The organism is Pseudomonas sp. NIBRBAC000502773, assembly GCF_006517195.1.
GTDB lineage: Bacteria > Pseudomonadota > Gammaproteobacteria > Pseudomonadales > Pseudomonadaceae > Aquipseudomonas > Aquipseudomonas marginalis.
Map to the genome: position 1 here is coordinate 5,663,109 of NZ_CP041189.1, position 18,070 is coordinate 5,681,178.

An 18,070-nucleotide genomic window follows, 5' to 3' on the forward strand; every position below is an offset into this window, starting at 1 on the left:
ATTCTTTTTTGTCGATGAGGTGTTCCGATGTGGAGCTATGAGGCGCCCCTGGGCGATATGCAATTTGTCCTGGAACACTGGTTGCAGGCGCCCGATACCTGGCAGCGCCACCCGGCATTCGCGGCCCTGGACCTGCCGCTGGCGCTACAGGTGCTGGAGGAGGCGGCACGCTTCAGTCAGGGCGTGCTGGCGCCGTTGAATAGCAGCGGTGATCGCCAGGGCTGCCGCTGGCAGGCGGGCCGGGTCAGCACCCCGGACGGCTTTGTCGAGGCCTATCGCGCTTATGTCGAAGGGGGCTGGCCGGCGCTGGCGTGTGCCGAGGAGCAGGGCGGGCAGGGCTTGCCGCAACTGCTCGATGCGGCGCTGCAAGAGATGCTTTACGCCAGCAACCACGCCTGGGCCATGTACACCGGGATCGCCCACGGCGCCTACCTGTGCCTCAAGACCCACGCCGCTCCATGGTTGCAGGCACGCTACCTGCCCGACATCGTCAGTGGCCGGGCCTTGCCCACCATGTGCCTCACCGAGTCCCAGGCCGGCAGCGATGTCGGCTTGCTGCGTTGTCGCGCGCAGCCCCAGGCGGATGGCAGTTATCGCCTCAGCGGCAGCAAGCTGTTTATCTCCGGCGGCGAGCATGACCTCACGGCGAATATCCTGCACCTGGTGCTGGCGCGCCTGCCCGATGCGCCGCCGGGCAGCCGTGGCATTTCACTGTTCCTGGTGCCCAAGCAGCTGGACGATGGCCAGGCCAATGGCGTGCACTGCGACGGCATCGAACACAAGATGGGCATCAAGGGCAGCGCCACCTGCTCCCTGGTATTCGACGCCGCCCAGGGCTGGCTGGTCGGCGAGCCCAATCGCGGCCTGGCGGCGATGTTTGTGATGATGAATTCGGCGCGCCTGCATGTAGGCTTGCAAGGCCTGGGGCATGTCGAGGCGGCCTGGCAGAACGCTCGCCAGTACGCCGCCGAACGCTTGCAGATGCGTGCGCCGTCAAGGCCGGAAGAGGTGGTGGCCCAGGCGGCAGACCCGATCCGTTATCACCCGGCCATGCGCCGCGTGTTGCTGGAGTTGCGCACCACCAGCGAGGGCATGCGCGCCATCGGCTATTGGGCGGCGCACCTGCTTGATCAGGCCGAGCATGACCAGGACTCGTCGGCGGCGCAGTTGGCGCCGTTGCTGACGCCCATCATCAAGGCGTTTTTCACCGAACAGGGCTTTCGCCAGGCCAGCCATGGGCTGCAGGTGTTCGGCGGTTACGGCTACGTCACCGAGTTCGCCATCGAGCAAACCCTGCGGGACAGTCGCATCGCGATGATCTACGAGGGCAGTAACGAGATCCAGGCCAATGACCTGTTGCTGCGCAAGGTGCTGGGGGATGACGGCCGAGCCTTTGGCCTGCTGCTGGCCGAATTGCGCGCCGAGGCCGGGCAGGGCAGACAGTATGAGGAGTGCGCAGGCTTTTCCGCTGCGTTGGCCAGCCTGTGCGACGCGTTGGCCAGTGTGGTGAGCGCCATTCGTGAACGCGCGCACGAAGACAGTGAATACCCCTATCGGGCGGCGCCGGATTTCCTCCAGCTCTGTGGCGTGGCGTTGCTGGCCTTTGCCTGGGCGCGGGCCGCGCGGGTCTCCAGGGCACTGCGCGAAGACGATCCGCTGCGCGCCGCCAAGCTGCAAAGCGCCGGGTTCTTTTTCGATTACCTGCCCTCGCGACTGGCGCAGCACCTGGGCGCCATAGACGGGGCACGGGCCGCGCTGGCGTTCATCTGACGCGGCCAGGTGCTTGCGGTACTACTTGCGGTACCATGGCGGCTCACGTTTTCTGGAAGTTGCCTGGATGAGTAAACCCGGTCAATTGGTGCTGGTTGCACTGCGCAAGATGATTGCCAGCGGGGAGTTGGCGGCGGGCGAGCGGCTGATGGAGATTCCCACGGCGCAGCTGTTCGGCGTGTCGCGCATGCCGGTGCGCATGGCCTTTCGTACCCTTGAGCAGGAAGGACTGCTGGTGCCGTTTGGCGGGCGCGGCTATCAGGTGCGTTCGGTCAGCCCCAGCGACATTGCCGGCGCCGTCGAAGTGCGCGGCGTGCTTGAGGGCCTGGCAGCGCGTCAGACCGCCGAGCTTGGTTTATCCGATGCGGCACGTGCGGCGCTGGAGCGCTGCCTGGTGGAAGGCGATCAACTGTTCGAAAAGGGCTACGTGACCGAGGATGACCTTGAGGTCTATCACGACCTGAACATGCGCTTTCACCAGGTCATCGTCGAAGGCAGCCACAACCCGGCGATCGCCGACGCGCTGGCCCGCAATGATCACCTGCCGTTCGCCTCGGTGACCGCGCTGGCGGTGGATCGCGAGGACATGGCCCGCGAGTACCGACGCTTCAACTACGCCCACATGCAGCATCATTCGGTTTTCGATGCCCTGGTCAATCGCCAGGGCGCGCGGGCCGAAGCCATCATGCGCGAACACGCCAATGCGACGTTGCGCTATGCCGAGATCTTCAGCTCAGCCACCGCCGCCGCGCGCATGAAGGTGATTTTGCCGGCGTCGTGAACCCTGTCAGATATCGAGTACCAGCAGCGGGGTTTTCGAGCGCGAGCAGCAGGGGGTGAACTGGTCATTCAGGGCCTGTTCCTGTTCGGTGAGGAACAGGTCGCGGTGCTCCGGTATGCCCTCCAGCACACGGGTCAGGCAGGTGCCGCAAATCCCTTGTTCGCAGGACACGGCAATCTCGATGCCATGGCTTTCCAGGACCTGGACCACGGTCTTGTCGGCGGGGATTTCGAAGACCTGGCCGCTGCTGCCGAGCTTCACCGAAAAGCCGCCGTCGAGGCTGCTGTCCACCGGTGCCGCGCTGAAGTATTCGCGGTGCAGGCAGTCTTCCTGCCAGCCCTGTGCGCGTGCGCTGTCGAGCACATGCTGCATGAACCCGCCGGGGCCGCAGACATACAGGTGCACGTCATCGGCGGGCGCTGCCAGCACTTCGGCGATGTTCAGCGCGGTGTGGGGCTGCTCGTCGAAATGCAGGAACACCCGCGCGGCAAACGGCGACGCCTCGAGCCGCTGCACAAACGCCGCACGCTCACGGGCGCGGGCGCAGTAATGCAGCTCGAAGTCGGCACCCGCATGGGCCAGGCGCTCGGCCATGCACAGGATCGGGGTGATGCCGATGCCGCCGGCAAACAGCAGGCTGCGACGCGCGTTGTCGGCCAGGGGAAACAGGTTGCGCGGTGCGCTGATGGTCAGGCGGGCGCCCTCGTGAACCTGCTCATGCAGGCTGCGCGAGCCGCCCCGGGAGGCCGGGTCCTTGAGCACGCCGATCAGGTAGCGATGACGTTCTTCGGGGTGATTGCACAGGGAATATTGCCGGATCACCCCATCGGGCAAGTGCACGTCAATATGCGCGCCGGCACTGAAGGCCGGCAGCGGCTGGCCATCGACACTGGCCAGTTCATAGCTGCAAATGTCCTGGGCTTCGTTGTTACGGGATACCACCACCACATCGATCATGTTCAGTCCTCGCAAAGTTGTCGCGCTGTTCAGGCGGTGGTGGTGGCGATCAGTTGCGGTTCGAGGGCGCGTTCCTTGGCAATCAGTCGCTCCAGGATCTTGCGCGATTGCACGCCACCCGCGTCGATATTCAACTTGAGCAGGTTGCGCTGCGGATGGGCCAGCAGGTTCTGTTGCTGGCGTTCGAGCATTTCCAGGTCTTCGCTGAAAATCTTGCCCTGGCCCTCGCGAATGCTTGCGGTCAGTGCCTCGTCGTGGGGGTTGAAGTTGCGCGCCATGCCCCAGAAGTACCAGATCGAGGTCTCGGTTTGCGGGGTGATGAAGTCGACCACGATGCTCGCAGCCTTGTGTTCGGGGGCGGCGTTATAGCCACCTTTGCCGGCGTGGGCCACGCCGACCTCGATCAGCACATGGCTGGGCGGGGTGAAGCGGCAGATCTGCCAGCGGTCCACCGGCACGTCATCGGCGAGGTTATTGCCGCGCAGGGCCATGCGCCAGAATGGCGGGGCCATGATGTTTTCCATGTGCCGGGCGGTGACGACTTCATCGCCGTCTACCGTGGTCACGGGCGGCGCTTCGTCGATTTCCTTCTGGCCGATGCTGGAGGCGTGCACGTAGGTTTCGTGGGTCAGGTCCATCAGGTTGTCGATCATCAGGCGGTAGTCGCACTGGATATCGAACAGCCCGCCGCCATAGGCCCACTGGTCACTCACGGCCCATTCCAGGTGGTGGATCAGCGCCGGGTCGGCCTGGGCCTGATCGCCGGGCCATACCCAGATGAAGCCGTAGCGTTCAACGGCGGCAAAGGTCTTGTTGCAGGGAAAACCACGTACCCGCTGGCCGGGCATTTCCACGGTCTTGCCGTCGCCGCCCATGACCAGGCCGTGGTAGCCGCAGACCAGGTTGCCGTTCTCGACATACCCTAGTGAAAGCGGCGCGCCGCGATGGGGGCAGAAGTCCTCGACCGCCACCACGGCGCCTTCCTGGCCACGATAAAACACCATCTTTTCGCCGCAGATCTGTCGACCCAGGGGCTTGTGTGCGATTTCATCGGGGGTACAGGCGACATACCAGGTGTTCTTGGGGTACATGATGACTCTCCAGGCGGCGGATTGTTTTTATTTAATGGATCCATTAAATGGCTGGCCTGATGGAGAGTCAATCTGGTTCGGCTGTTTTATTGGGCGATTATCGAACGATTACATATCAATGGATCCAATGATTGGATTCAGTAGCGAATCATCACCGACTTCAACTCGGTGTAGTCCTCGATGAAGGCGCTGCCGAACTCCCGGCCTATCCCCGAGGACTTGTTGCCGCCAAACGGCACCGCCGGGTCCAGCATCGTGTGCATGTTCACCCACACCGTGCCGGCCTCGATGGCGGGCACCATGCGCAGGGCTTTGCTGAGGTCGTTGGTCCACAGGCTGGCGCTCAAGCCGTAGGGGGTGTTGTTCATCAAGGCCAGCAGTTCTTCTTCGCTGTCGTACGGCAAGAACGTGGCAATGGGGCCGAAGGTCTCTTCGTTGAGCAGGGTGTCATTGAGGCCGTTGGCGAGGATGATCGTCGGTTCGACGTAACAGCCCGGACGGTCGATCAGGTTGCCACCGTGAATGATGCGGTTGTTTTCGGCGCGGGCCTTGGCGAAGAACTCGCCGAGTTTGAGCTGGTGCTGGCGGTTGGTGACCGGGCCGAATTCGGTGCGCTCGTCCATAGGCGAGCCGATGTTCAGCGTGCTCAGGCGCTGGGCCAGTTTGCCCATCACCGTTTCGATCTGCGAACGATGCACAAAGAAGCGTTCGGCGGCGGCGCAGATTTGCCCGGAGTGCAAAAAGCCTGCTTCGATGATGCCGTTGACGGCCTTGTCCAGGTCCACATCGGGCAGGAACCCGGCCGAGTTCTTGCCGCCCAGTTCAAGGGTGGCGCGGGTCAGCCCGGCGCCCATGGCACTCTGGCCCACCGCAATCCCGGTCGGCACGGAGCCGGTGAACGACACCTTGTCGGTGCCGGGGTGTTCGATCAGGCCTTTGCCGACGCTGCCGCCGCCGGTCAAGACGTTCAGCGCACCGGCGGGAAGGCCGGCGGCAATCGCCAGTTCGGCGATGCGCAGGATGGTCAGCGGCGTGAACTCGCTGGGCTTGATGATGATGCTGCAACCGGTCACCAGCGCCGAGGCGAGTTTCCAGATGGCGATCATGGTCGAGAAATTCCACGGCACGATGCCGACCACCACACCGACCGGCTCGCGCAGGGTGAACGCGGTGTAGCGCTCGCCGGCGAAGGAGGGCAACGATGGGGTGATGGTCTGGCCGCTGATCTTGGTGGCCCAGCCGGCGTAGTAACGCAGGAAGTGCGCGGCCTGGTCGACTTCGAAGGCGCGGGAAATCTGGATGATCTTGCCTGACTGGCAGGTTTCGATCTGTGCCAGTTCTTCGCGGTGTTGCTCCAGCAGGTCGGCCAGTTTGAACAGCACGTTGCCGCGCACCGCTGGTGCGACCTGTGACCACTGCTTGAAGCCGCGGCTCGCCGACGCCACGGCCGCGTCAATGTCGGCCGGGTCGGCGTCGGCGACATCGGCGATGACCTGGCCGGTGGCCGGGTTGATCACCTCCAACCGCTGGCTGGAATGGCTCTCGACGTAGCCACCGTCAATGAACAACGTATGGGTTCGACGGAGGAAGGCTTCAACCTGGGGCAGCAGTGGAATATCGCTCATGGGGTTTTTCCTGGTGGCAGAGATTGAAAAGCCCGAGGTTAATCCCAGTGGCCGGAACGGGCTTGACTGTGGCTGCCCAGTGGCATGTCTGTGGCTGCCAGCGCCTGTACACGGCGGATCAGCCTGGGCCTTTGAAAAGTACAATCTTGACTCTGGAAGGTGCATGTCCTGCCAGGAAGGCACGCTCCATACTGGCCCTGCATCCGGCGCCGCGCCTTGATTTCTGGCGCTGCCCGGACATCCAATAATAAGCAGGGCCATCCATGAAAAAGCCAAACCCGCTCCTTGAAGACCTCAAGTCCATCCTGCCGACCATCGCCGCCAATGCCTTCGTGGCCGAGCAGGACCGCCAGGTGCCCGCCGAGAATATTGCGCTGCTCAAGAGCATCGGCATGCACCGTGTGTTTCAGCCGAAAGTGTTCGGCGGCATGGAGTTGTCGCTGCCGCAGTTTGCCGACTGCATCGCCTTGCTCGCCGGGGCCTGCGCCAGCACGGCCTGGGCCATGAGCCTGTTGTGTACCCACAGCCATCAATTGGCACTGTTCTCGGCCCAACTGCAGCAGGAGGTCTGGGGCACTGACCCGGATGCCACGGCCAGCAGCAGCATCGCGCCGTTCGGGCGCACCGAGGAAGTCGAGGGCGGCGTGCTGTTCAGCGGGGAAATGGGCTGGAGCAGCGGCTGTGATCACGCCGAGTGGGCGATCGTGGGGTTCCGCCGCAACAACCCCCAGGGCACCCAGGATTACTGCTTCGCGGTGCTGCCGCGCAGTGACTACCAGATCCGCGATGACTGGTTTGCCGCCGGCATGAAGGGCAGCGGCACCAAGACCTTGATCATCGACAAGGCCTGGGTGCCGGAACACCGCATCCAGAAAGCCAAGGACATGATGGAAGGCAAGTCCGCCGGCTTCGGGCTGTACCCCGACAGCAGGATTTTCTACTCACCGTACCGGCCGTATTTTGCCAGCGGTTTTTCCACCGTCAGCCTGGGCGTCGCCGAGCGGATGCTCGAGGTGTTCCGCGAAAAGACCAGGACCCGCGTGCGCGCCTACACCGGCGCGGCAGTCGGTGCCGCGACCCCGGCGTTGATGCGCCTGGCCGAGTCGACGCACCAGGTGGCCGCCGCGCGCGCCTTCCTCGAGAAAACCTGGGACGAACACGCCGAACACAGTGAGCAGCAGCGCTACCCCAGCCGCCAGACCCTGGCGTTCTGGCGCACCAACCAGGCCTACGCGACCAAGATGTGCATCCAGGCGGTGGACCGTCTGTTCGAAGCCGCCGGCGGCAACGCCTGGTTCGAGCACAACGAGATGCAGCGCCTGTTCCGCGACTCGCACATGACCGGCGCCCATGCCTACACCGACTACGACGTCTGTGCACAGATCCTTGGCCGCGAGTTGATGGGCCTGGAGCCCGATCCGAGCATGATCTGAAGCTGCTTTTGAAAACAACAATCAGGGCTGCGCCTGACGCAGCCCGGGAGTCTTGCATGTCTGAATCGACCTTCGACCCACGCGCCTTTCGCCGGGCCCTGGGCAACTTTGCCACGGGCGTGACCGTGGTCACCGCCGCCGACGCCTCCGGCCGCAAGGTGGGCGTTACCGCCAATAGCTTCAACTCGGTGTCCCTGGAGCCACCGCTGGTGCTGTGGAGCATCGACAAACGCTCCAGCAGCCACGGGGTGTTCGAGGAGGCCAGCCACTTCGCGGTCAACGTGCTGGCGGCGGACCAGATCGACCTCTCGAACAATTTTGCCCGGCCCAAGGACGACCGCTTCGCCGAGATCGCCTATGCACCGGGGGAGGGCGGGGCGCCGGTGTTCGCCGATTGTGCGGCACGTTTTCACTGTGAAAAATACCAGCAGGTGGACGGCGGCGATCACTGGATCATGATCGGCAAGGTTGTGGCCTTCGACGATTTCGGGCGCTCGCCGCTGCTCTACCACCAGGGCGCCTACTCCATGGTCCTGCCCCACACGCGCATGACCAGGCGCGACGAAAGCCAACCGCCGAGCAGCCACTTCCAGGGGCGCCTGAACCATAACCTGTATTACCTGATGACCCAGGCGGTTCGCGCCTACCAGTCCAGCTACCAGCCCCGACAACTGTCCACCGGCCTGCGCACCAACGAGGCGCGGATGCTGATGGTGCTGGAGAATGATGCCCGCCTCAGTACCAGCGACCTGCTGCGTGAAGTGGCGATGCCGGTGCGGGAAATCGACGACGCCGTGGCCAACCTCAAGCGCAAGGGGCTGGTCGACGATGATGAACACGGCGTGCGCCTGACCGCGGCGGGTATCGAACACACCGAAGACCTCTGGGCCATTGCACGGGAACAGCAGGACAAGGTGTTCGCCGAGTTCAGCCAGGACCAGATCGACACCTTCAAGACGGTGTTGAAGGGACTGATCAGCCACTGCTGACTGGCCAAAATCCGATGCCGGCAACGGCATCGGATTTTTTTGCGTCACGCTCAGCGGGCTTCGGCCAACTCATCAATCAAGCGCAACTGAAACGCCGCCAGCGCCGTGTTCGGTTGCTGCAACTGCACAAACTCAAGCATCGGGTCGCCGACTTGTGTCCTCACACCCACCAATTCCTCAATGGTCGCCAGCCCGCAAAACGGTACATAGGCTTCGGAGTAGCCGCCTTCGTGCACCAGCACCAGGCGGCCCTGGCACAGGCGTTCGGCTGCTTGGCGTACAAGACGGGTCATGTGCCGGAACGAGTCACTGTGCAACAGCATTCGCGCCAGTGGGTCGACCGCGTTGGCGTCGTAGCCGCAGGCAACAATGATCAATTCCGGCTCGAAGCGCTCCAGCGCCGGAATCACGATACGCTCCATCGCGTGCAGATACGCCTCATGACCGCTGCCGGGGGGCAGCGGGATATTGATATTCGCGCCCAGCCCCGGGCCGCGCCCGCGATCGGCTTCACCGCTGTAACCTGCCGGGAAACAGCCGTCCTGATGCAGGGAAATCGTCAGCACGTCGCCGCGCTCTTCGAAGATCGATTGGGTGCCGTTGCCATGGTGCACGTCCCAGTCGATCACCGCGACGTTGCCCAGGCCACGCCGTGCTTTTGCGGCTTCGATGGCGATGGCGATGTTGGCCAGGAAGCAGAAGCCCATGGCGTTGTCGGCGAGGCAGTGGTGGCCGGGTGGGCGTGACAGAGAATAGGCATTGTCGACTTCGCCGCACAGCACCGCATCCACTGCCGCCATGGCCAGCCCGACGGAGAGCCTGGCTATTTCATAACTGCCTGGCCCGATGGGCGCGTGGGGCCCCAATTCGCCGCCCCCGGCATCGCTCATCGCCTTGAAGCGTTGCAGGTAGTTGGGCGTGTGCACCCGCAGCAGGTCTTCATCGGTGGCCGCGTTGGCACTGCGCACCTGTAAGTGGCGGGTCAGGCCGGAAACGTCCAGCAGGCTCTTCAAGCGACGCTTGGTTTCCGGTGACTCGGCGTGGCCGGCGGCGGCAGGCGGCTGCACCCACCCGCCCACCGGTAAGGTCAAGGCGTGCAACCCGGCGCTGTGCCAGAGGCTGAGTTCGTCGAAGAAAAATGCACTTTTTCGGCTCATCGTCTTTCCATTTTCGTTGGGGTAAAAGGGCCCGTCAGGCATTCGGGCGGCTGCTCAGCATCAACACCAGGGACAGCACGGTGACGCACGCCCCTGCGATCAGCAGTGATTGGAAGCCGCCGCTGGCTTCGATCATCCGGCCAGCCACGGTCGGGCCGATGGCCAGGCCGCCACCGATCACCAGGTTGGAGGTGTTCATCAATTTTCCGGAGCGGTCGAGGTCGGCCAGGCAGGCCAGGACCAGCGGCAGGATGAAGGTCCAGGTGAACTTGAAAAGCAGCGCCGCCAAGGCAAAACGCAGCATGTCGGGCTGGCCCAGCAGCAACAGCACGGCGCCTGCCATCAACGCGTACCCCAGCAGTAACAGCAACAGGCGTGGCAGACGGTCGCCGATCAGCGAGGTACAACCGGCCCCGACGATGCCCATCACCGTGGCGAGCGCCAGAATCTCGCCACTGGCCTCGGCAGAGAGGCCGGCGTGGCTGCTGATGGAACCGATAAAGGTCCAGACACCGCTCAGGCTGACGTAGAAACTCAGCAGGCCCAGAATGCCCAGTGCGGCTTTCCACCAGGAGGCGAGGGCGATGCGCTCGGCGGCTTTTTCAGGCGCCGGGCTGCCCTGGGGAAAGTGCCGTGCCAGGGGCAGAAAGAGCGTCATCAAGGCGGCGAGAATCAGGTAGCAGGCTGACAGCCCGTAGTGCTCGAACAGCCGGGGCAGGATGCTCAGACCGATCGCCCCGACCACCAGTTGCCCCATCACCCATAACCCGTAGACACGCCCGGGATTGGCCGTGGAGGCCGCACTGGACAGGCAGATGATCATCAACGAGCCACCGGCCAGGGCGCTGCAAAAGCGCAGTGCCAGGAGTATCGGGTAGTCGTGGGCCAGCATTGAAAGCAGGTTGGCGACGATGAACAGCAACCCGGCCAGCAAGGCGGCGCGGCGCCAGTCGACACGCTTGAGCCACCACAGTGCGGGCAGGGTGGCCAGGCTCATGGCGCCGAGTTCGGTGGAGAACAGGTCCCCGATCTGTGACGGGCTCAATTGCCATTGCGTCGCCAGTTGCGCAGCCACGGCCGGTGCGGTCATGAGAATGGTCGGGGTGATGGCAGCGAACAGCACAATGGCGGCCAGCAATGCCAATGGGGATGAGGCGTGGGCGCGTTCATCGGTCAGCGGTTGGGTCTGGGTGTTCATGGGCAAGCTCCGATGAGGGGATTCAGAACACATGGACCAGGCGCAGCAGCGCGTCGGTACCGTGATAGCCGTTGTCGGTGGCGACGTTCTGCGAGAGGCCGAACATCAACTGGTTCTGTTTATCCAGCCAGTGACCAACCTCGAAGCCCACTTGGGTGTAGCGCTTGTGGGTGTTGTCGATGCGCTGGTCATTGATCCGCAATTCGCCGCCATCGGCGTGGATCAGTCGCAGTGCGCCGTAGGTGCTGGGTGTGAAGTCGTAGGAGGCAAAGGCTTGCAGGCGGTACAGCGGATCCTGTTTCAGGTCGCTGCCGAAGTAGTCGTCGTTCTTGCCATAGAGTTGGGCTTCGAGGTTGGCTTCCAGCACCCATTTTTCGCCGATGCCCTGGGTGTAGTTGTAGACAAAGGTGGTGCCCCAGCGATTGGCACCGGGCGATACATCGGGATTGTTACCGTGGTATTCGCCCACAGGCAGGGTGATCAGGGTCAGTAGGCCGCTGTAGGTGCGCGAGGCCGGGTCGTTGATGAAAAACACCGTGCCGCCGACCTGGGGATCACCGAAACCGCTTTCTGCGCTGTGCTGGCCGGCACCCGGCAGGCGGGCGTTGATGTCGGCGAAAGGCACGATGAACTGTGGGGTACAGAGGGTGCCGCAGAGGTCGGTGAAGAACACTTGGCGGTACGCCACGGCGTTGACCTTCAGGTCCGCCTTGCCGGTGCTGTCGGCCGGGCCGTGGAAGTCACTGGCGCGGCTTGCCGGCAGGTACAGCACGCCCAGGCTGGTGCCCGAGGGGGCGCCGAAAAAGTCCCGGGCGTTGAGGTCGGCCGCACTGGCGTGCAGGCTCGACAGGCCGCCGAGCAGGGCCAGTGTGGTGGTGCGGGTGAAGGTGTGGATCATGGGCATGGCATCTCTTCTTTGAGGTGTTGTGTGGCGAACGGCTCGCCCGTGGGTGGCAGGGGGGACAAAAAAAGCGCAAAGGTGTCCCGTAGCCGTCAAAACGACAGCGAAAAAGTCAGCGCGGGTCAGTGGTGCCGATCAATCAGGCGGGGCGTGCAGCAGGTGGGCGATTCGGGCTTTGTCCTTGACCCCGAGTTTGCTGTAGATGGCGCGGATGTGATGGCGCACTGTATTGGGCGACATGCCCAGGTCGCGGGCGACTTCCTTGTAGGTCTTGCCTTCGCCGAAACCCTGGGCCACCGCATTCTCCCGAGGGCTCAGTTGCATCAGCACCGTACGGCTGCGGGCAGCCAGCAGGAGCAGGTCGCCGACCGTCGAGGCCTCGACCTGCAGGTGCTTGCCGTCATAGCCCCCGGCGTCCATCGCGACCGGCAGGCAAGGGCCGGTCCAGTCCGGCCATTCGCTCAGCAGCAAGTCGACGAAGCCACGTTCCGCACAGTGCAGGGTGCCGCGCTGGTCGCACACGGCAAGCGCGAGATTGCGCGGGTGGGTCAGCGCTTCGCGCATGGCCACCAGGGTACGAATCTGATTGGCCGAGACCGCCGCCACCAGATGCCGCATGAGGTTGTTCAGCAGCAGGCAGTCCTGCTCGGTAAAGCGTGGGGCGTCGGGCGCACGGTAGAGCGCGAGGTGATCGCTGAGGTGGGTTTGCGGGTCGATGTACACCACGCACAGCAATTCACCAATCGCGTAGCACGTGCCGAGCCAGTTGAGCCCGGGCCCGTTGGCGGGATTGCGCATGTCGACGATGACCGCCTGCCCCGGCACGTCGTGGACCCTGGCGATGGTCACATCGATATGGCGAATCGATTGCCAATCGGCCAGGTAGCTGCGGGGCAGGTTGTAGAGGTACGAGCTGTGTTCTTCCGGCAGGCCGTCAATCAGCGCAGCCCGGCCCCACCAGGCGCTGTCGAAGGGCAGCAACTGGCGGATGCAGCTCAGCGCCGCTTCGTGGAAGTGTTCTATGTCTTTGTCCTGCGCCAGGCGTTGGAGCTCCAGTGTCATCGCGCTGAATGCCTCCAGCAGGCTGGCGTGACCATGATCATGACGGCTCATTCGTATGTACCTCTGTGCGACATTCTTATTGTTTTCGTCACGAAGTCATTAAGGGCCGGAACGTCGTTTGGACGTGGGCAGGGCCTGGGGACAAGTATCGACGGGTTGAAAGCCGATCACCATCCTACAGATGCACGATAGCGCTCGACGCAGGGCTTTTTGGATGGCAGCCACGCGCAAAGGCCTTGCAGGCTCGTACAAGCAATCACGCTCGGTTTGCGATCAGATCCGGGGTTTCGACTCGATCAGAAAGGGCCAGGCCGATGTTCTTCAAGAAAAAACAGCCGATGCAGGACCTTGCCGCCGTCCTCAAGCAACTGCTGGCGGGGGAGGTGTTGGGAACCCAGGCACTGCACGCTTATCCGTCGGTGCAGGCCGACCTGGAGCAACTCGCCACACAACGTGCGCAGGCTGCGCGGCAGTTGCTGTTGCTCGAGGAATCAGCCCGCGATCAGGCTGCCGAAGGGGCGCGCAGCGAACAGGCACTTGCCGTGCTTCGCCGGCAACTGGAGCAGGCCGGGCAGCGTGAACAGGCGCTGGAAGCCGAGTTGCGCGAGCATGCGCAGCGCGCCCTTGCGCATCAGCACGAGACGCAGATCTGGGAGCTGCTGCTCTGCACCATGACCGAAGGCTGCTGGGACATCACCGTGGTCAACGGTGACGTGCAGGATCCCGCCAGCCGCATGCGGATTTTCAATCAGTTCCGCCTGCTCCTGGGCTACGCGCCCCATGAGCTGCCCGACGGCTGGGACGCGCAGGTCAGCATCACCCACCCCGATGACCTGCCGAAGATCATGGCGATCTTCGACCGGGAAATCCTTGCGCCCCAGGGCAGCGGTGAGTACGTGTTTGAATACCGGATGCGCCACAAGACCCGTGACTACATCTGGTGCAGGGAGCGCGGGCGGGCGCTGCGTGATGCGCAGGGGCGTTTGATGCGGGTGGTCGGCGCGGTGCGTGACATCAGCGATGAGCAGTCGGCGAAGACCACCCATCAACAGCTGCTCGCACACAATCAGGCCACCTACGGCCAGATCGCCACGGTGGTGAGTGTGATCAAGGGCATTGCCGACCAGACCAACCTGCTGGCCTTGAACGCCGCCATTGAGGCGGCCAGGGCCGGCGAGGTCGGGCGCGGGTTCTCGGTGGTGGCCGATGAGGTGCGCAAGCTGGCGGAAAACACCCGTCAGGCGACCCATCAGATCCAGACGATGCTGCACCAGCACGAACGTTAGGACGGAGCTGCGTCGCGCAGCTCCTGAAACGGGGTCAGAAGGGCACGGCCACGGTCAGCTGGCTGTAGAGGTTGGTGCCGTTGCCACCCACCTGGTTACCACCGGTGTCGGCATCCTTCTTGGGTTGGTAGATGCCCACCAGCGGGCTGATGATCAGGTGGCTGTTGACCGCCCATTCGGCGTACAGGTCCAGCTCCCGAGCATCGAGGTTCAGCGCGTCGTGTTTGCGCAGGGTATTGAAGTCGAAGTACAGCGCGCCGACCGTCAGGTTCTCCAGGGGCGTCGCCTTGAGACCGACGTGATGGATGCCGGTATTGCTGTTGAACGGGCCGGCATAGTTGGAGGCGACTTCACCCTGGAACCAGGTGCCGTAGCCGGTGCTGAGCCCGGTGAACAGCGGGTCCCATTTTTGCGAGTAGCGGGTGTAGCGGTAGGTCACTTTTGGCGACCAACCGACATCGGCAAAGGTGTAGCCGGCCTCGGCGTACCAGGCTTTTTCCGGCCCCGCGTCCTTGTCTTGCCAGGCGTATTCGAAGGCGAAGCTGGCGTTGTCGATACCGGCGCTGCCTTCGCCGCGCACGCTGTAAGTGTCCAGGCCCTCGCGCTGTTTCTGGAAGTCGCTGGCCCACTGGTCGGTGACGTTCATGCCGTGGACCCAGGTAAGCCCCAGCGTGCCGGCGGCGGCCGTGTAGTCGAGGGTGCCCGCCGCCAGTTCGGTTTCGGCCTGGGCGCGGTTGTCCGACTTGAGCCACAGTACCGAGCCGTGCAGGCCCTCTTGCCCGCCCAGGCGCAGCACCGCCGTGCGGTCGAACGCGTGGCGTGCCGCCAGGTAATAGGCGCCGCCACGGTTCAGCGCGCCGTCAGCCGGGCCCTTGCCCAGGTTGGGGCCGTCGTCGTTGATCAGGAAACCCCGGCCGATCTTCACCACCTGGCGCCCGACGGAAAAATCCACACCGTCCTTGCCCAGCGCCGGGAACAGGTCGGCCGAGCGCCATCCCAGGTAGGCGTCTTCGATTTTGGTGGTGCGTTCGCTGCCATCGGTGTTGCCCGCCGCATCGCCGTCGCCCCAGGTGCCGGAGCTGACCCAATTGAGCGCGCCATACGCGGTGCCGTGCCCGGCCAGGCCCTGGTCGCCGCTCACCCCGTACTTGATGAAACCCTCGCGCCAGGTCGAGCCGCCCGCTGTACCGTCGTAGTTGTGACGGCTGTTGAACAGGCCGTAGACCGCCAGGAAGTCCGCATTCAGGTGGGTGTCCTCGTCGGCGTACAGCTCATAGGCCTGGGCCGGTGAATGGCCGATCAACAGCGCGATACCCAGGCCGACGGCCAAGGATTGCGTGCGTATTTTCAAGGTGTGCTCCATTGTTATAGTCCCCAGCTTGGTTAAGTCGAGGGCGCATTAAGATGACCCCAGGCGGAGGAAGTCTTTCACCTGCGTGCCACGCAATTGATCCTGCCCGCCAAGCCGTATGCCTTGGCAGGCAGCAACAAAAGCCACGGCAGACATGGGCAAGACGCTCGGTGCTCGGGAAGTGCACAGTGATTTTGCGCACGATGCCGTTTCGATCAGGGACTGGCTGGGGAGGGCTTTATCGCCGGCTCCTTGAACGGCTCGATGCATCCACTCAGAAATCCGCTTTCGAGGATCCGCACCATGTCGATCAATGACCGGCTCACACAGCATTTGAAACGCGGCAGCGTCGGGTTTCCGACCGCGCTGGCCAGCACCATTGGCCTGATCATGGCCAGCCCGGTGATTCTCACCGCGACCATGGGCTTCGGTATCGGCGGCAGCGCCTTCGCGGTGGCCATGCTGATTGCGGTGGTAATGATGCTCGCCCAGGCGACCACCTTCGCCGAGGCCGCCTCGATCCTGCCGACCACCGGCTCGGTCTACGACTACATCAATTGCGGCATGGGCCGTTTCTTTGCGATCACCGGCACCCTGTCGGCGTACCTGATCGTGCACGTGTTCGCCGGCACGGCCGAGACGATTCTGTCCGGGGTCATGGCCCTGGTGAACTTCGAGCACCTCAACACCCTGGCGGAGTCCGCCGGTGGCTCCTGGTTGCTGGGGGTGGGGTTTGTCGTGGTGTTCGGCATTCTCAATGCCTTTGGCGTCAGCGCCTTCGGCAGGGCCGAGATCATCCTGACTTTCGGCATGTGGACCACCCTGATGGTGTTCGGCGTGCTCGGCCTGATCGCCGCACCGGCGGTGCAGCTGGAGGGCTGGTTCGGCGTATCGCTGGTGGGTACCGACCTGGTCACCATTCTGTCGCTGGTGGGCATGGCCATGTTCATGTTCGTCGGTTGCGAGTTCGTCACGCCGCTGGCCCCGGACCTGCGCAATTCGGCCAAGGTCATGCCCAAGGCCATGATTTTCGGCTTGTTGAGCGTGGCGACCTGCATGTTCATCTATGGCGCGGCGATGAAGCGCCAGGTGGAAAACGTGGTGCTGGATGCCGCCACCGGCGTGCACCTGCTCGACACGCCCATGGCGATCCCACGCTTTGCCCAGCAGGTCATGGGCGATATTGGCCCGTTGTGGCTGGGGATCGGTTTCCTGTTCGCCGGTGCCGCCACCATCAACACGTTGATGGCGGGCGTGCCGAGGATTCTCTACGGCATGGCGGTGGACGGCGCGTTGCCCAAGGTCTTCACTTATTTGCACCCGCGCTTCAAGACGCCGCTGCTGTGCATCCTGGTGGCGATGCTGATTCCGTGCCTGTATGCCCTGTGGTTGGGCGGCAACACTGACAACATCATGCACTTGGTGCTGGCGGCGGTGTGTGCGTGGAGTTTCTCTTACCTGCTGGTGACGCTGTCGGTGGTCATCCTGCGCATTCGTCGTCCGGACCTGCCACGGGCCTATCGTTCGCCGTTCTTCCCGTTGCCACAGATCCTTTCCAGCGTCGGCATCTTGCTGGGCATGTGGTTCATTACCCCGCCGGGCATGAACCCTGCGGACATTTATGTGCCGTTCGGGGTGATGCTCGGGATCACAGCTTCATACGCGCTGTTCTGGACACTGGTGGTACAGAAGGTCAATCCATTCAAGCCGGCTTCGGTAGAAGAAGTGCTGGCCAAGGAGTTTTCCCATGAGCCTGGCAACCCTCACAACCCTTATCTCGAGCAGGCTGCAAAAGCTGTCTGAGCTGTTCAGCGCCCAACGGGCCCCGTCCGGTTACCGGCCTGGGGTCACGCTTGAGTACGTGCGGCGCAACCTCGGGCTGGCGAGTTTCACCTCGACGGGGCCTGCTCAGGCAAGGTTTTGCCTGGACGACATCGGCCTTCAGGTGGATGTGGCCGAGCGCACCGAAGCGCAATTGCTGATGCACCTGGTGATGACCGAATTCAGGTTCACGGTGCCTGCCTCAGAGCAGGGCAGCGCGCGTTTTGAACTGCACCACAGCGGGTCGATCCGGCGCACGGGGCTGGCCTGTCGGCAACGGGCGGGAGCGCCGGATTTGCTGGCCAGGCTCCAGGCGGCCTTGAACGATGACCCCGACCTGCATCAAGCGTTGATGGGGCTGGACTTCAAGCGCCTGCACCTCGATTTGAGCGGGCAGCAATGGCACGTACGGCTTGAACACATGGGCGGCAGCGAGGTGGTCAACCGCATGCCGGCGCTCCGGCGCTACATCCCCTTGAGCGGCGCGCAACGTGCTGGGCTGTTGACGGTGCTGGCGGGTTTGCAGCGGGTATTGGGCGCGCGCTGAGTCGAGGAATTGGCATCATTAGTGCTTCTACAGTCGGTATCACGGACTTGTTGCGCCTATATAGATAACATGTTAACTATTGGCCGACAAAAACAAGAAAC

14 protein-coding genes and 2 pseudogenes are annotated in these 18,070 nt (G+C 63.5%); 8 read left to right on the forward strand and 8 right to left on the reverse strand.

Translation table 11 applies throughout. From position 1 onward, the window contains the following. The first annotated feature begins 27 nt into the window (after positions 1–27). Together NIBR502773_RS26310 and NIBR502773_RS26315 are read left to right on the forward strand one after the other, a co-directional pair. Positions 28–1,770: an acyl-CoA dehydrogenase gene (locus NIBR502773_RS26310; RefSeq protein WP_141157315.1), complete on the forward strand. Its 1,743-nt coding sequence runs from the start codon at positions 28–30 to the stop codon at positions 1,768–1,770. Between the two features lie 67 nt (positions 1,771–1,837). Continuing rightward, positions 1,838–2,551 (forward strand): GntR family transcriptional regulator, encoded by a 714-nt coding sequence (locus NIBR502773_RS26315; RefSeq protein WP_065939635.1) that lies wholly within the window; start codon positions 1,838–1,840, stop codon positions 2,549–2,551. 6 nt (positions 2,552–2,557) lie between these two features. Here the strand turns inward: NIBR502773_RS26315 and NIBR502773_RS26320 are convergent, their stop codons facing one another. The 3 genes from NIBR502773_RS26320 to NIBR502773_RS26330 all read right to left on the reverse strand — a co-directional run bounded on the left by NIBR502773_RS26320 (position 2,558) and on the right by NIBR502773_RS26330 (position 6,224). Beyond that, positions 2,558–3,508: a PDR/VanB family oxidoreductase gene (locus NIBR502773_RS26320; RefSeq protein ID WP_141157316.1), complete on the reverse strand. Its 951-nt coding sequence runs from the start codon at positions 3,506–3,508 to the stop codon at positions 2,558–2,560. A gap of 29 nt (positions 3,509–3,537) precedes the next feature. Continuing rightward, entirely contained in the window at positions 3,538–4,599 is a 1,062-nt protein-coding gene (locus NIBR502773_RS26325) for an aromatic ring-hydroxylating dioxygenase subunit alpha (protein ID WP_027603468.1), read from the reverse strand. Between the two features lie 137 nt (positions 4,600–4,736). Beyond that, positions 4,737–6,224, reverse strand: a complete 1,488-nt coding sequence (locus NIBR502773_RS26330; protein WP_141157317.1) for an aldehyde dehydrogenase family protein — start codon at positions 6,222–6,224, stop codon at positions 4,737–4,739. Between the two features lie 263 nt (positions 6,225–6,487). Here NIBR502773_RS26330 and NIBR502773_RS26335 point away from each other — a divergent pair, with 263 nt between their 5' ends. Beyond that, positions 6,488–7,657 (forward strand): p-hydroxyphenylacetate 3-hydroxylase oxygenase component, encoded by a 1,170-nt coding sequence (locus NIBR502773_RS26335; protein ID WP_141157318.1) that lies wholly within the window; start codon positions 6,488–6,490, stop codon positions 7,655–7,657. Positions 7,658–7,713: 56 nt separating this feature from the next. Continuing rightward, positions 7,714–8,646, forward strand: coding sequence for a p-hydroxyphenylacetate 3-hydroxylase reductase component (locus NIBR502773_RS26340; RefSeq protein ID WP_141157319.1), 933 nt, complete (start codon positions 7,714–7,716; stop codon positions 8,644–8,646). A 50-nt stretch (positions 8,647–8,696) separates the two neighbouring features. Here the strand turns inward: NIBR502773_RS26340 and NIBR502773_RS26345 are convergent, their stop codons facing one another. From NIBR502773_RS26345 to NIBR502773_RS26360, 4 genes are all read right to left on the reverse strand, one after another. Continuing rightward, positions 8,697–9,803 carry a class II histone deacetylase gene (locus NIBR502773_RS26345; protein WP_141157320.1) on the reverse strand — a complete coding sequence of 369 codons (1,107 nt, stop codon included), beginning with the start codon at positions 9,801–9,803 and terminating at the stop codon, positions 8,697–8,699. 34 nt (positions 9,804–9,837) lie between these two features. After that, on the reverse strand, positions 9,838–11,001 hold the full coding sequence (locus tag NIBR502773_RS26350) for a nitrate/nitrite transporter (protein ID WP_115488023.1): 1,164 nt from the start codon (positions 10,999–11,001) through the stop codon (positions 9,838–9,840). Positions 11,002–11,023: 22 nt separating this feature from the next. Next, on the reverse strand, positions 11,024–11,905 hold the full coding sequence (locus NIBR502773_RS26355) for a transporter (protein WP_115488024.1): 882 nt from the start codon (positions 11,903–11,905) through the stop codon (positions 11,024–11,026). 132 nt (positions 11,906–12,037) lie between these two features. Then, entirely contained in the window at positions 12,038–13,015 is a 978-nt protein-coding gene (locus NIBR502773_RS26360; RefSeq protein ID WP_141157321.1) for a helix-turn-helix transcriptional regulator, read from the reverse strand. 683 nt (positions 13,016–13,698) lie between these two features. Here NIBR502773_RS26360 and NIBR502773_RS31440 point away from each other — a divergent pair. Continuing rightward, a pseudogene (locus tag NIBR502773_RS31440) lies at positions 13,699–13,941 on the forward strand (PAS domain-containing protein); the annotation flags it as partial. Positions 13,942–13,950: 9 nt separating this feature from the next. Then, a pseudogene (locus NIBR502773_RS31445) lies at positions 13,951–14,238 on the forward strand (methyl-accepting chemotaxis protein); the annotation flags it as partial. 46 nt (positions 14,239–14,284) lie between these two features. On the opposite strand, the gene NIBR502773_RS26370 reads toward NIBR502773_RS31445, so the two are convergent. Then, positions 14,285–15,613 carry a hypothetical protein gene (locus tag NIBR502773_RS26370; protein ID WP_141157322.1) on the reverse strand — a complete coding sequence of 443 codons (1,329 nt, stop codon included), beginning with the start codon at positions 15,611–15,613 and terminating at the stop codon, positions 14,285–14,287. A 291-nt stretch (positions 15,614–15,904) separates the two neighbouring features. On the opposite strand from NIBR502773_RS26370, the gene NIBR502773_RS26375 reads away from it, so the two are divergent. Both NIBR502773_RS26375 and NIBR502773_RS26380 read left to right on the forward strand, forming a co-directional pair. Then, the gene (locus NIBR502773_RS26375; protein ID WP_141157323.1) at positions 15,905–17,404 is read left to right on the forward strand and encodes an APC family permease; all 1,500 of its coding nucleotides are present in this window, start codon (positions 15,905–15,907) and stop codon (positions 17,402–17,404) included. Further along, on the forward strand, positions 17,349–17,969 hold the full coding sequence (locus NIBR502773_RS26380; RefSeq protein WP_141157324.1) for a DUF3156 family protein: 621 nt from the start codon (positions 17,349–17,351) through the stop codon (positions 17,967–17,969). Before NIBR502773_RS26375 ends, NIBR502773_RS26380 begins: the two co-directional genes overlap by 56 nt. Positions 17,970–18,070 lie beyond the last annotated feature (101 nt).